The following is a 12,031-nucleotide window of genomic DNA, read 5'->3' as shown; positions in this document are numbered from 1 at the left end:
AAACCTGGCGGCAGGATTACAACTCGGAAAGGCCGCACAGCTCACTGAACGGCATGGCACCGACTGAGTTTGCAAGAACATTTGAAAAAGAACAAAAGACCGAAAAACCTAAGCAAGAACTGGTTCTATTGAAGGGGTAAGGTCAGAATTATTTCAGGAAATCGGTAATGTTCAAGTACAGATGTTTGACGGCTCTATTTGCGGCTTATCTTTTAGTTAGCGGGAGGGCATGACGACGATGCCTGATTCTGGGGAAGGAGCCCAGAGCGAGCTCCCTGGGCGTTGGGTAATCAGCCGTATTTGGCCCTTTTGAAAGCGACATTTGCCTCCGTAGGGTGTCGGCAATGCAAACACGCCGTTCATATATCATCTCAACTCATAGATAATGAAACCACAGATGAACACCATAAATGCAAGAGCAATAAAAAACACTTCTTCGGCTAATTGTTCCAGCCGATGTCGACGGCCTATCCGCCGTATTCTCAAAGCAGAATAGGATAAGATACAAGAAACCAGAAACATGAACGCATCACAGACGAGCAGTTCCTCACCAAAGCTCTTCACATGGGAGAGACGGCGACTCATGATAAAGATGCCCAGAACGGTGAGGCATGCACCAACAAGGGTCGCCGATACGGTGAAGATATGTATGGTTATATCGACTTCAATGAATTCACGAGACGGCTCACGCTGGGGCGTGCATGGTGTTTCGTTTTTTTTATTCGGCAATTGATTCATAGAAACGACTTACCCCTCAAAAAGCATTTTTAATCCGATTGCTACCAGTATCGCCCCGAATGTCCGGGTTAAGACTTCTGTGGGGAGCCGGATCGCAAAATCGGCCCCCAGAACACTGCCGACCAGGAAACCAAGGCAGATAAGTCCGGCTGTTTTTATGTCGACATATCCCTGCCGGTAGTAGGTCCAGGCGGCAAATGCCCCCAATGGCGGCACCATCAAAGCCAATGTTGTTCCTTGTGCCAGTTGTTGAGAAAAACCGAAAAAGAGCACGAGAACGGGAACAATTATGATCCCTCCACCGATACCGATCAATCCGCTCGTAAGTCCTGCCAAAATACCAAGTCCCAGCAGTGCAGCAATATGGGCCATACTGTGCCTCTTCAATCATCACAATTTTTTGGTGTTGTTGTCGAGAAGGATGTCTATTCCTTGAGTGATAGTGCCGAGTTCGGCTAATCATCCCAATGATTCTACTCATTCACATGATTACGTTGACTTGCGAGCGAACGGCTGAATGAGTAAATGAGTAAGGGTAAGCATCGCCGGCTCCCGGAACTCTTTTAGGCCAATCGTCATCCCTTCATGTCCTTCTTCTGGTTGGGCGCGATAGGTTCCGCACAGGCGATCCCACCAAGGAAGATTGAAGCCAAAGTTGCTGTTCGTCTCGCGGGGAATGATTGAATTGTGTACCCGGTGCATGTCTGGCGTTATCACGGCAAGCCGAAGCCACCGGTCCAGCGCATCATGAATAAAAATATTACCATGGTTGAATTGAGAAGTAGCGTTCAGAACTACCTCAAAGATGACTACGGCCACTGTCGGCGCACCAATCAATGACACGGCCGCCAGTTTGATCCCCATTGAGATTAGGATCTCCATCGGGTGGAAGCGGTTGCCAGTGGTGACGTCGATATCGAGGTCGGTGTGGTGCATGCGGTGGATACGCCAGAGGATCGGGAGAAAATGGAAAAGCACATGCTGTAGATAAATGATGAAGTCGAGGGCTACGACCGCCAGAATGCTCTTGGCCCAAATCGGTAGGTTGACGACGTTCAGCATGCCCCAGCCACGTTCCTGAGCCAGGAGCGAGATGCCGGTAGGGAAAATGGGGAAGATGAGGCGTACAGCCACAGTATTGATCGCCACCAGGGAAAGGTTGGCAACCCAACGTCGTCTCTTGTTGCCGGTGAGCGCTCGACGAGGTGCAATGACCTCCCAGATGGCAACAACCGCCAAGACACTGAAGAAAAAAGCAAGTCGGATGACCTGTTCTCCAGGCATGCTTATCCTTCCCTCACAACGAATCTTCCATAAATTGCCGCCAGATCCGTTCTTCCGGGTTCTGCTCGTAGAACTCAACCTCGGCAAATGAGAAGCGATACTCGGAAACGTAGTCCATCAGCAGCCGATAAGCGGCGTTTACCTGCCGGATCGCCTCAGAATCATCAATGGTGTTCACATCGGGGTGGTGACGCTTCACCAGCTCCCGATGGTGGGTTTTGATCTCCTTGAGGGTAGCCCGCTCTCCCAAGCAAAGAACCCGGAGCGCCTCCTGTAAATCAGCATAAGTCATGGCAAAAGCTCAGTGGGTCCACGTGATGAACTTCATATCTGCTCCAAGCTTATCTCTTCTGCCCCTTTGATGGCCGCAAAGTGTCGATAGGAATTTTGATGAGGTTACCATTTTTCATGATGGATGCAAACACGATTGCGCACGTCGCCTCTCGGCCACCCATTAGCATGAAACAAACACTCCACACGCATGATTGACATAATATTGGTTTTATTATATTTAATATTTAGTATATATTTTAAATTGAATTGATATTCAAAAAGAATGTCCATGATTCAAATATCTTGGCTTATATAGGTGGAGGCAATTGAATTATGTGTTTATGCACAAAAAGCTTGACACCCGATTTGGAGGAGCCTATTCTGTGCATAGACACATAATAGCTCCAAGGAGGTTCACAATGAAAGTCTGTTTTCCTGTCCAAGAAAATCACGGTTTAGAAAGTCAAGTGTATGGTCACTTTGGCTCCGCACCAAGTTTTGTCGTAGTGGATATAGCCACCAGCGAGGTGGCGACGATCAATAATAGCGACCAGATCCATGAACATGGTGCCTGCAACCCGGTAGCAGGACTGGGCGGCCAGCAGGTAGATGCAATCGTGGTTGGCGGCATTGGCGGCGGGGCACTGAACAAGCTTAACCGCGCCGGCATGCGGGTGTTTCAGGCGCAACAGGGGAACATTGGTAAAAATCTTGAACTGTTGCGCAACAATGCATTGCCGGAATTTCTGCCAGGCCATACCTGCGGCGGGCATGGCGGCAGTGAAGGGTGTGCACACTAATTATGGCGCGGCCCCGCAAACCGAGGATTTGTAACTGCCCACACCGCGCAGGTTATTCCGCCGTATTTAAGCCGGCTGGAACACCGCTGAAAGATTTGGAAATTATCAAACTTGACCATGACGAACTGGAAGCACTGTATCTGTGCGACGGAGAAGGGAAAAACCAGATAGAAGCGGGAGCCTGTATGGGGGTCTCGCGTGGCACGGTCCAGCGGCTTCTGGCCAATGCGCGCTTCAAAGTGGCCCAGGCCCTTGTCGGGCAGAAGGCACTGGCGATCTCCGGTAACATGCAGGAGAATGAAGAGCTCGGCATCTCAGGGGAAAACGTAGAAAAGGAATAGCCTGGTTGTTCGAAAGGAACCACTCGATGAGTGAACTTTATTCAGCAAAGGTGTTGGACCATGTCAACAACCCGCGGAACGTCGGTTCCCTGGAAGATGCAGACGTAGTGGTGCAGGCGGGCGATCCAAACTGTGGGGACGCTCTCGTATTCTTCATCAAGATAGAAAATGACATGATTCGCGACATCAAGTTCCTCATCAAAGGTTGTGGCGCGGCCATAGCAACCTCTTCCATAGCCACAGAGTTGGTTATGCGAAAGACGCTTGACGAAGTCCTTACTCTCAATGACCAAAAAATAGCCACAGCACTTGATGGCCTGCCGGAAGAGAAAATGCACTGTTCGAACATGGCAGCTTCCGCACTGCATGCGGCGGTGCAACAGTATCGGTCCACTCAGGCCGGCAAAACAGCTCCCATTGGCTGATGAGTCATGCCGGGCGGACCGGGTAATCTGGAGAAAGCCGTTAGACTCATAAGAAGAATCAACATGTCGACGATGGCGAGGTGGGCAAATGGCTTGTGAAATACTAGCGTGTTGCCAGTTCTTTAAGGACAACATGAGCGCTTTTCCCAAAACATCAGAGTACATAAAACTGAAACAGTGCCTTGGTGACTATGAGTCCTGCAACAGGTTCAAAATCTATAAAGAATTCGGTGGCGAGAATATTCCGGCGGATCTTGATCCCTACGATATTGAAGAAGTGAAAAAGGCCGTGCAGTGCTTACGCAACAACAGTTGTCTGAAAAGAATGGCCTGAAATGATTTTTGGTCGCGCCGAATAAGGCTGCCGACACGTTGAAGCAAAATAGGAAAAATGGCGCAGCTCATCTAACCGTAGTCAAAACATTCTTGAGGAGGTTGCCATGAAAGGGAAAAGTAGCATTTTTGTCATTACCGCCGTTTTGATGGTTTCAGTGGCAGTGACAGCCTTTGCAGCACCTGGAAGAGGTGGTAGCGGCGGCTGGGGCATGGGAAGTCCCTATCAGAGAATGTACAATCCCGCAACCGTCGAGACCGTGAGTGGTGAAGTGATCTCTGTGGACCGGATAACCCCCATGAAGAGAATGGGAGCCGGTATTCATATCCAGCTCAAGACAAACAGGGAGACAGTTTCAGTCCACTTGGGCCCGGCATGGTATATCGAGCGGCAGGACGCCCGCATCGAAAAAGGAGATACCATTGAAGTCAAAGGTTCACGTGTGGCGGTTTCCGGAAAACCAGCGATCATTGCCGCTGAAGTGAAAAAAGGCGATGCGTTACTCAAGCTCCGCGATGAGAGCGGGATCCCAGTCTGGTCTGGCTGGAGGCGATAAAAACCGGAGCCCCCGATGATTCACAACACTCGATAACTAATTATGCCGATAAAGGGTATGCCATGGAGATGAAAATTACCTTTCCCGGTGGGGAAAAGGTCAATGCGGAAATGGATGGCGTGATTATTCCCACTGACCAGCCGGTGGAAGCTGGAGGCGAGGGGGCGGCGCCAAGCCCCTTCGACTATTTCCTTGCCTCGCTCGGGACCTGCGCCGGGATTTATGTTCTCAGATTTTGCCGGCAGCGGCAGATTGCCACTGAGGGTCTGGGACTTACCCAACGATTGGAGTTTGCCACCGACACAGGCGGGAAAAAGAGGCTCACCAAGGTAGCCACCGAGATTAACCTCCCTCCCGGTTTCCCCGAGAAATACCGGAACGCCATAGTCAAGACAGCTGGGCTCTGCACGGTGAAAAAGGTAATCATGGACCCTCCGGAGTTCGTGGTCACTGCCCGCATGGCGTAACGGATAACAGAACAGAATCAACCTTAATACCCGTCCGCTGTTGAACATGTTGCAACAACGCGACAAATGAGGAAGGCAATGAAAAGCCTTTTGGAATACCGATTTCTCATCCCGCTTGTTCTGTTCCTTGGCTTTGCGCCATTTTTCCCTCAGCCGCATATCGTGGAAAAGATCAGGATGCTACTGGCCGGCACGCTGAAAAGACCGATCGATATATTTGATTTGGTTTGGCACGCTTGGCCATTTGTATTGCTTGCTTACCGGATAATCAGAGACATTAGGCCAACTGGTTAACTGATAGTCCCAGATACAAGGAGATGAAATGCAACCCCAGGAATTGTTGAAACGAATCAAATCAAAACAACCGCCATCCATAATTGACGTTCGGAGCCGCTTCGAATTCCGGACGGGGCATATACCGGGTGCAATCCATGCCCCAACCTGGAAAATTCTGTTGAAGCTGGCGCGCATCCCTGCCGACAAGAATGCCGAGTTGGTGGTGACCTGCGAGCATGGCCCTCGTGCCCAATTTGCCAGAAGCGTGCTGGAAGCCTTCGGTTACCGGAAAGTGGCGCTTCTTCCTGGGCACATGGTCAACTGGCGGCAGACCGGGCACCCACAAGAAAAGTGAGGAGCCTTGTCAGACTATTTCAAGTTAGTTCCGGCAGACAGCATATTCTGAATATGAGAGGTAATGTAAGATGCGAATAGTTGTGATCGGCGCCAATGCGGCTGGGGCCAAGGCGGCTTCAAAAGCGAAACGGGTTAACCCTGAGGCGGAGATAACTCTGATTGACCGGGGAAATTTTATCTCATATGGCGCTTGCGGTATTCCCTACTACGTTTCAGACACCGTAGTTGAAGTTAAGGAGCTGATGAGCACTCCAGTCGGCGTATTGCGTGATCAGGTCTTTTTCAGAAAGGTCAAAGGGGTCGATGTCATCACTGAAACCGAGGCGGTCGTAGTCGACTGGCGGAATAAAAAGGTTGAGCTCTGGACGGCTGTGAGCGGCACGACTTCCTTCATCGACTATGACCGTCTGATTTTGGCAACCGGAAGCTCTCCACTCATCCCGCCACTGCAAGGCAGCGAACTGGCAGGCATCGTGACCGTCAAGAGCATCGAGGATGCCACCTTCTTAAAAGAACAGGCGGTCTCCGGCAAGCGGGCATGCGTCATCGGCGCGGGTCTAATTGGCCTTGAAACCGTCGAGGCTCTAGCTCTGTGCGGGATGCAAGTGACGGTGGTCGAGATGCTCGGCCAAGTTCTACCGGGTGTTCTGGATGACGAAATGGCAACACTTCTTGAACGTCATATACAGTCGCACGGTGTCCAGGTGATGACGTCCTGCCGTGTCTCTTGTTTTGAAGGAAACGGGCATGTGGAAAAGGTTATCACCGATCAGGGAGAGATTTTGGCCGATCTGGTGGTGCTTGCTGCCGGGGTGAAGCCCAACGTGAGCCTTGCCCGCAATGCCGGCCTGGAGATAGGTGCGACCGGAGCTATCGCCGTGGACGATCACCTGCGTACCTCCGTGCCGGACATTTATGCTTGCGGTGACTGTTGCGAAACAACCCATCTGGTGACCGGTAAACGGGTTTATGCCCCAATGGGGAGTACGGCCAACAAACAGGGACGAGTGGCCGGAATCAACGCGGTGGGGGGCGACGCCGTTTTTAACGGAATAGTGGGAACGGCAATTGTCAAGGTATTCGATTTCAATGCAGGGAAGACCGGATTGAGCGAGTTCGCTGCCCGTGCCGCAGGCTACGATGTAGAAATCGTACTTTCTCCCGCCCCGGATCGGGCTCATTTCTATCCAGATGCGAAGCCGATAGTGTTGAAGCTGGTGGCCGACAGGGAAAATGGCCGGCTGCTCGGTCTTCAGGCGGTGGGCTCCGGCGCTGTCGACAAACGGATAGATGTCGCTGCCACCGCCATCACCTTCCGTGCTACTGCCGAGCAGGTTTCCCATCTTGACCTTGGCTATGCGCCACCGTTTGCCGCTGCCATGGACAACCTTATCGTCGCCGCCGATATACTGAAAAATAAACTCTCCGGCCATGCCAAGGGGGTATCTCCACATGAGGTTAAAAAGAAAATGGAAGCAGGGGAGGACTTTCTCCTGCTCGATGTGCGTTCTCCGGCTGAACATGAGATGATGCGGATTGCTGGGGCAAAGTTGGTTCCACTTGGCGTGCTGCGCGATAAGTTGGACAGCCTCCCCAAAGACAAGGAAATAGTCACCTTTTGCAAAATCAGCCTACGGGGATATGAAGCGCAGAAAATCCTCAATGCAGCCGGCTTCTCCAATATCCGATTCATGGATGGCGGCATTCTCACTTGGCCCTACGAACTGGAGAAATAGAATAAACTACCCCGCAGCAAGATTCGGGGAAGTGTACCCTTAGAGAGTAAACTAGACACCTTCGAACAACTGATATGAAATGATTCCTCCCATAAATGCAGTACCTAGTTATGAAAAGGCTGATTAAACTGGCCATGGCTGATGAGCTGCTGCGGGCAAGACAACATTTGTTTTCCTATATTTAGGCATCACTTGCACATGTTGCCGTAAGGCACATTCTTAAAAAAGCCATGGAGTTTGCCCACCATTTCAAGTCACCAGGTTTGTCATGATAAACAAGGCAGATATTAACCCAAAGTATGTCTTTGAGATTCAGCAGCTTTGTTGCAAGCGCCAAATAGAACTGTTGGGAAAATACACTAAGAACTGATGGTATCAGAGGCACAAACCAGGGAAAATATTCTGAAATATGCCACGAATTTTCCGACAAGCATAGAAATACGGCAGATTTTCTGCAAATTACAGAACCGAATGGAGGCAGTATGACGGGACAGGCAACAACATGTCAGCAATCATCTTGTCAGAGTAATGATGCCGATTTAAACATGAAAGTTGGCAACATCAAGCACACCTTTATAGTCATGTCGGGAAAGGGAGGGGTTGGAAAAAGCACCGTTTCAGTAAATCTAGCCCTGAGCCTTTCCATGCACGGGCTAAAAACTGGAATCCTGGATGTCGATATCCACGGCCCAAGCGTCCCGAAGATGTTTGGACTTTCTAAGGAAAAGATCAAAATGATGGATGATCAGATTGTCCCGCAAGAAGTTTATAACGGATTGAAAGTAATTTCCATGGGGTTCCTGCTCAACAGCAGTGAAGATGCTGTTATTTTGAGAGGACCGGCCAAGGCAGGCATCATTCGCCAGTTTTTAGAAAATGTTGCCTGGGGTGATCTGGATTGCCTGGTAATCGATTGCCCTCCCGGTACCGGTGACGAACCTCTTTCCGTTGTCCAGCTTCTGGATACCTCCAGAAGTAGCGCCGTCATAGTTACTACACCGCAGCAGTTGGCAACAATCGATGTGGAAAAATCCATTAGTTTTTGCAAACAGCTTAACCTGCCGATAACCGGAATCGTTGAGAATATGAGCGGTTTTATATGCCCGCATTGTCACGCAGAGGCTGATATTTTTTCCTCAGGAGGCGGGTATAAGCTGTCCCAAAAATTTGATGTTTCGTATCTCGGCGCGATTCCAATAGATATGGAAATTGCCAGAAGTGGGGACGAAGAGCGTCCCTACCTGAGTTCATTTCCCAAAACCGAGACTGCTGCCAGATTCGGAGAAATTGTCGAGCGCCTGAAATCGAGTTACCTGGAGTTGCAGAACACTTCGGAAACAGACTCCTGTTGCGACGGCAGCAAAGCACAGGAATGTGCCGGACCTGGGAGTTGTTGCTCAGGTCATTAGTTTGAACAGACAAAAGACACGACCACTATACACATGTCTTTGCAAGGGCCCCCTATGGACAACGCCAAGTTAGTAAACATAACGGACAACTGTACAGAGTGCGGCTTGTGCGCGGATAGCTGCCGGCTTCTGACCGAATCGGAGGAGTCTCCTGCGGCAATGGTCAAACGCGGGGTGACCTTGAGCGAAGCTCTTAGTTGCTCCTTCTGCGGCGCCTGTGAGGCGGTCTGTCCGCAGGGGGTGAGCCCCATGGCGATGTTTGCCGCCAAGCGAAGAGAGGCGGTTGACAGCGGCGAGTTTGCCGTGGAGGAATTCCGCTACCTCTATCCGGACCGGGAAAACAACGTCATGAGCATGTACCGTAAACAGTGCGGCATTGACTACCGTGACCTGGAAGCAAGCGGTGAAGCCACGACCTGTTTCTTTCCGGGATGCACCTTGATGACCTATTCTCCCGGGCTGACGCGGGAAGTGTTCAAGCGTCTGAAAGACGGTGGCGTTTGCCAGGCTATCTGGACGGATTGCTGCGGTAAATTGCTGGAACAGTTGGGATTGCAGCAACGGCTGGAAAACGCGCAGGAACGCCTGAAAAAATTGTGCGTGAACATAAGATAGAACGGCTGATAGTGGCCTGTCCGGGGTGTTACTATGACTTGGGAAAAATACTCCGAGGCAGTGGCGTGATCATCCAGACTGTCTATGAAGTTTTGGATTTCGGCAACGGAAAACGAAATGACGGTAGGCGCTGCGCAGTCCATGACTCCTGCCCGGATCGTGTTGCCGGGCTATTCGGCAGTCAAGTGCGTACGTTGCTGGAACAGTCCGGCTTTACTACCGTTGAAATGCTTCACTCAAAGGCGAATACTATCTGCTGCGGCAGCGGCGGGCAATTATCCCATTTCCGCCCTGATTTGGTTGATGAGTTGGTAGAACAGCGACACGCCGAATTTCAGCAGACGGACGCTGACATCTTAGCGGGGTACTGCATGAGTTGCGTTCTGAAATACGACGCCATGCTCCCGAGCATCCCGGTTACCCATGCTTTAAATCTACTCCTTGAATTGGAGCCCGATTATAGTGGGGTCAAGGAACGGGCACGGAGGATGTTTGAAAGACCTGATGGTGAGAAGTTGTGGGAGGAAGTCATGGCTGACTGAAAACCAGCCAGCCTCAGCTGTTGTTCGAAAAGGGCATTCGATACGTGAAAAAGTAAGTAACGGTACCGTTATCAAGCCGTTGTTGCATGAAATGATTGAATATTCATGAGGACCATAATGAGAATTCTGAAAGCCAGCTCATTCCTGGCAGCCGTCTGTTTGTTTGCCGGGACGGCTTTTTCTTGGGCAGAAACGGTTCGAGTCGGGACCTGGAAAACGCAACAGACCATCCAGCCGTTCGTCTATAAGCAGTTCCTCGCTCAGGGGCAACCTGTTGAGGTACGCTCCTTCACTAATCCAGGCGATATGAAGAACGCTTTACTTGCGGGTAGCCTCGATGTTACCGGGACCACCATTGTCCAGGCGATTATCTCGGCATCCAAGGGCGAACCGGTGGTGATTGTCGCTTCCATGGCCAGCAAGTGTTCGGCCCTCGTTGTGCGTAAAGAGTCCCGGATTACCAAAGCGTCGGATCTAAAGGGGAAGAAAATCGGCTATGTCCCCGGGACCATGCACCAGGTTCTCTTGTTGGAAGTTCTTGCCAAAGCTGGGCTCACTCCAAAGGATGTCAAACTCATTCGAGTTGATTTTTTTGACATGCTTACAGCCCTCTCCCGCAAACAAATCGATGCTTTCCTTAGTGGTGAACCTTACCCGACAATAGCGCAACTAAATGGAGTGGGGCGGGTTCTTTCTTATCCCTATTTTGGCGATTCAGTCGGTACGATTAATTCCGCCATGCTGACAACTAGGGATGAAATCAGCAGACATCCGGGAAGGATTCAGGAAGTGGTGACAGCACACGTGAAAGCAACAGCGTTCCTGAAAAAGAATAATGATGCCTGGATACGGGAAGCGGCCCAATTCGGTTTCGACCCCAAAATTCTTAAGGCGGCAGCCAATAACATCGATCTTTCGTGGGATATTGACAAAAACTATATCAGGCACACAAAGAGCCTTGCCGAAAGAATGAAAGCTCTTGGCATGATCGAACGCATGCCAAACATCGAGAGTCTTTTCGACACCAGATTCGTCGCCGCTGCAAAAAAAACGCTTAAAGCCACAAAATGAGGACGCGACTCACAGACCATATTGCTTGCCGCATGGCAATTCTTCCGCTGTTGATCCTGGCGGTATGGCAGATACTAACAGCGGCGCAGTTTTTACCGGCTTATCTGCTGCCCCCGCCTCTTGATGTGCTGAAATCATTATATGATTTCATTTTTGGTTCTGGTGCTGCAGGACAATATTCCGGGACGTTTATGGAACACTCGGCAGCATCTATTGTACGCGTAGGGATTGGTTTTTCATTGGCGGCACTTATCGGCGTTCCCGCCGGCATCATCTCTGGGCGTTCAAATCAAGTTGCCACATTGATCGACCCCTTTATACAGTTGATCCGCTCGGTACCCGGTATCTCTTGGCTCCCACTTGCGATAGTTTGGTTCGGAATCGGTACCGTCACTACTATCTTTCTCATCGTTATCGCCGCTTTTTTCCCCGTCTACGTCAGTTCCTTTCATGGCGCCCGCACTATTCCGCTTCGTTGGGTTCAAGCCGCTCGCATGCTTGGCGCAAGCCGTAGCTACGTTCTTTTTCGTGTCATCGTGCCAGGCGCCATGCCTTCCATTGAAGCTGGACTGCGTCTCGCAATGGGGATCTCTTGGGCGTATGTGGTGTTGGGTGAATTGACCGGCGTCAACGAGGGCTTGGGGGCGATGATCATGGATGCCCGGTTGCTGGGAGATGTCCGGCTGATCATTGTGGGAATTATCTGTATTGCGGTGCTGGGCAGGATATGCGATTTACTGTTGCTTGCGATGCTGCGTTTTGTCCCCGCCACAGCTTGGCCCGTCAATAATAAGCGAATGGCATAAC

At 50.8% G+C, this 12,031-nt stretch carries 18 protein-coding genes; 14 read left to right on the top strand and 4 right to left on the bottom strand.

Going from position 1 to position 12,031, the window contains the following annotated elements:
* A partial coding sequence (locus F6V25_RS17505) for an integrase core domain-containing protein (protein WP_151127171.1) occupies nt 1-140 on the top strand: 140 nt, incomplete at its 5' end.
* 226 nt (nt 141-366) lie between these two features.
* Here F6V25_RS17505 and F6V25_RS03250 read toward each other — a convergent pair.
* The 4 genes from F6V25_RS03250 to F6V25_RS03235 all read right to left on the bottom strand — a co-directional run bounded on the left by F6V25_RS03250 (nt 367) and on the right by F6V25_RS03235 (nt 2,314).
* The gene (locus F6V25_RS03250) at nt 367-738 is read right to left on the bottom strand and encodes a hypothetical protein (protein ID WP_151127169.1); all 372 of its coding nucleotides are present in this window, start codon (nt 736-738) and stop codon (nt 367-369) included.
* A 9-nt stretch (nt 739-747) separates the two neighbouring features.
* Nucleotides 748-1,110, bottom strand: a complete 363-nt coding sequence (locus F6V25_RS03245; protein ID WP_151127167.1) for a sulfite exporter TauE/SafE family protein — start codon at nt 1,108-1,110, stop codon at nt 748-750.
* A 117-nt stretch (nt 1,111-1,227) separates the two neighbouring features.
* Nucleotides 1,228-2,022 (bottom strand): sterol desaturase family protein, encoded by a 795-nt coding sequence (locus tag F6V25_RS03240; RefSeq protein ID WP_151127165.1) that lies wholly within the window; start codon nt 2,020-2,022, stop codon nt 1,228-1,230.
* Nucleotides 2,023-2,035: 13 nt separating this feature from the next.
* Nucleotides 2,036-2,314, bottom strand: a complete 279-nt coding sequence (locus F6V25_RS03235) for a J domain-containing protein (protein WP_151127163.1) — start codon at nt 2,312-2,314, stop codon at nt 2,036-2,038.
* A gap of 400 nt (nt 2,315-2,714) precedes the next feature.
* Here F6V25_RS03235 and F6V25_RS03230 point away from each other — a divergent pair, with 400 nt between their 5' ends.
* The 13 genes from F6V25_RS03230 to F6V25_RS03165 all read left to right on the top strand — a co-directional run bounded on the left by F6V25_RS03230 (nt 2,715) and on the right by F6V25_RS03165 (nt 12,030).
* The gene (locus F6V25_RS03230; RefSeq protein ID WP_151127161.1) at nt 2,715-3,095 is read left to right on the top strand and encodes a NifB/NifX family molybdenum-iron cluster-binding protein; all 381 of its coding nucleotides are present in this window, start codon (nt 2,715-2,717) and stop codon (nt 3,093-3,095) included.
* Nucleotides 3,096-3,097: 2 nt separating this feature from the next.
* The gene (locus tag F6V25_RS03225) at nt 3,098-3,436 is read left to right on the top strand and encodes a DUF134 domain-containing protein (RefSeq protein ID WP_151127159.1); all 339 of its coding nucleotides are present in this window, start codon (nt 3,098-3,100) and stop codon (nt 3,434-3,436) included.
* 26 nt (nt 3,437-3,462) lie between these two features.
* The gene (locus F6V25_RS03220) at nt 3,463-3,861 is read left to right on the top strand and encodes an iron-sulfur cluster assembly scaffold protein (protein WP_151127157.1); all 399 of its coding nucleotides are present in this window, start codon (nt 3,463-3,465) and stop codon (nt 3,859-3,861) included.
* Between the two features lie 440 nt (nt 3,862-4,301).
* Entirely contained in the window at nt 4,302-4,751 is a 450-nt protein-coding gene (locus F6V25_RS03210; protein ID WP_151127153.1) for a MamS/MamX family magnetosome protein, read from the top strand.
* Nucleotides 4,752-4,813: 62 nt separating this feature from the next.
* Nucleotides 4,814-5,218 carry an OsmC family protein gene (locus F6V25_RS03205; protein ID WP_151127151.1) on the top strand — a complete coding sequence of 135 codons (405 nt, stop codon included), beginning with the start codon at nt 4,814-4,816 and terminating at the stop codon, nt 5,216-5,218.
* Between the two features lie 78 nt (nt 5,219-5,296).
* Nucleotides 5,297-5,512, top strand: coding sequence for a hypothetical protein (locus F6V25_RS03200; RefSeq protein WP_149309522.1), 216 nt, complete (start codon nt 5,297-5,299; stop codon nt 5,510-5,512).
* A gap of 28 nt (nt 5,513-5,540) precedes the next feature.
* The gene (locus F6V25_RS03195) at nt 5,541-5,849 is read left to right on the top strand and encodes a rhodanese-like domain-containing protein (RefSeq protein ID WP_151127149.1); all 309 of its coding nucleotides are present in this window, start codon (nt 5,541-5,543) and stop codon (nt 5,847-5,849) included.
* A 70-nt stretch (nt 5,850-5,919) separates the two neighbouring features.
* Complete coding sequence (locus F6V25_RS03190) at nt 5,920-7,587, top strand: FAD-dependent oxidoreductase (RefSeq protein WP_151127147.1); 1,668 nt, start codon at nt 5,920-5,922, stop codon at nt 7,585-7,587.
* A gap of 482 nt (nt 7,588-8,069) precedes the next feature.
* Complete coding sequence (locus tag F6V25_RS03185; RefSeq protein ID WP_151127145.1) at nt 8,070-8,996, top strand: Mrp/NBP35 family ATP-binding protein; 927 nt, start codon at nt 8,070-8,072, stop codon at nt 8,994-8,996.
* A 33-nt stretch (nt 8,997-9,029) separates the two neighbouring features.
* A complete protein-coding gene (locus F6V25_RS03180; RefSeq protein ID WP_151127143.1) occupies nt 9,030-9,611 on the top strand; it encodes a 4Fe-4S dicluster domain-containing protein in 582 nt (193 codons plus the stop codon).
* A gap of 65 nt (nt 9,612-9,676) precedes the next feature.
* Nucleotides 9,677-10,153, top strand: coding sequence for a heterodisulfide reductase-related iron-sulfur binding cluster (locus F6V25_RS03175; protein WP_191966049.1), 477 nt, complete (start codon nt 9,677-9,679; stop codon nt 10,151-10,153).
* A gap of 117 nt (nt 10,154-10,270) precedes the next feature.
* The gene (locus tag F6V25_RS03170) at nt 10,271-11,224 is read left to right on the top strand and encodes an ABC transporter substrate-binding protein (RefSeq protein WP_151127139.1); all 954 of its coding nucleotides are present in this window, start codon (nt 10,271-10,273) and stop codon (nt 11,222-11,224) included.
* Nucleotides 11,225-11,256: 32 nt separating this feature from the next.
* Nucleotides 11,257-12,030, top strand: a complete 774-nt coding sequence (locus F6V25_RS03165) for an ABC transporter permease (protein ID WP_151127137.1) — start codon at nt 11,257-11,259, stop codon at nt 12,028-12,030.
* Nucleotide 12,031 lies beyond the last annotated feature (1 nt).

The sequence above is a fragment of the Oryzomonas japonica genome, assembly GCF_008802365.1.
Lineage (GTDB): Bacteria > Desulfobacterota > Desulfuromonadia > Geobacterales > Pseudopelobacteraceae > Oryzomonas > Oryzomonas japonica.
Note: the sequence above shows the minus strand (reverse complement) of the source record. Positions and strands in the feature narration are given on the sequence as shown.

Excerpts from the sequence above, each read along its gene's own strand:
- F6V25_RS03250 (WP_151127169.1), bottom strand. The coding sequence starts at position 738 with ATGAATCAATTGCCGAATAAAAAAAACGAAACACCATGCACGCCCCAG.
- F6V25_RS03245 (WP_151127167.1), bottom strand. The coding sequence starts at position 1,110 with ATGGCCCATATTGCTGCACTGCTGGGACTTGGTATTTTGGCAGGACTT.
- F6V25_RS03240 (WP_151127165.1), bottom strand. The coding sequence starts at position 2,022 with ATGCCTGGAGAACAGGTCATCCGACTTGCTTTTTTCTTCAGTGTCTTG.
- F6V25_RS03235 (WP_151127163.1), bottom strand. The coding sequence starts at position 2,314 with ATGACTTATGCTGATTTACAGGAGGCGCTCCGGGTTCTTTGCTTGGGA.
- F6V25_RS03230 (WP_151127161.1), top strand. The coding sequence starts at position 2,715 with ATGAAAGTCTGTTTTCCTGTCCAAGAAAATCACGGTTTAGAAAGTCAA.
- F6V25_RS03225 (WP_151127159.1), top strand. The coding sequence starts at position 3,098 with ATGGCGCGGCCCCGCAAACCGAGGATTTGTAACTGCCCACACCGCGCA.
- F6V25_RS03220 (WP_151127157.1), top strand. The coding sequence starts at position 3,463 with ATGAGTGAACTTTATTCAGCAAAGGTGTTGGACCATGTCAACAACCCG.
- F6V25_RS03210 (WP_151127153.1), top strand. The coding sequence starts at position 4,302 with ATGAAAGGGAAAAGTAGCATTTTTGTCATTACCGCCGTTTTGATGGTT.
- F6V25_RS03205 (WP_151127151.1), top strand. The coding sequence starts at position 4,814 with ATGGAGATGAAAATTACCTTTCCCGGTGGGGAAAAGGTCAATGCGGAA.
- F6V25_RS03200 (WP_149309522.1), top strand. The coding sequence starts at position 5,297 with ATGAAAAGCCTTTTGGAATACCGATTTCTCATCCCGCTTGTTCTGTTC.
- F6V25_RS03195 (WP_151127149.1), top strand. The coding sequence starts at position 5,541 with ATGCAACCCCAGGAATTGTTGAAACGAATCAAATCAAAACAACCGCCA.
- F6V25_RS03190 (WP_151127147.1), top strand. The coding sequence starts at position 5,920 with ATGCGAATAGTTGTGATCGGCGCCAATGCGGCTGGGGCCAAGGCGGCT.
- F6V25_RS03185 (WP_151127145.1), top strand. The coding sequence starts at position 8,070 with ATGACGGGACAGGCAACAACATGTCAGCAATCATCTTGTCAGAGTAAT.
- F6V25_RS03180 (WP_151127143.1), top strand. The coding sequence starts at position 9,030 with ATGTCTTTGCAAGGGCCCCCTATGGACAACGCCAAGTTAGTAAACATA.
- F6V25_RS03170 (WP_151127139.1), top strand. The coding sequence starts at position 10,271 with ATGAGAATTCTGAAAGCCAGCTCATTCCTGGCAGCCGTCTGTTTGTTT.
- F6V25_RS03165 (WP_151127137.1), top strand. The coding sequence starts at position 11,257 with ATGGCAATTCTTCCGCTGTTGATCCTGGCGGTATGGCAGATACTAACA.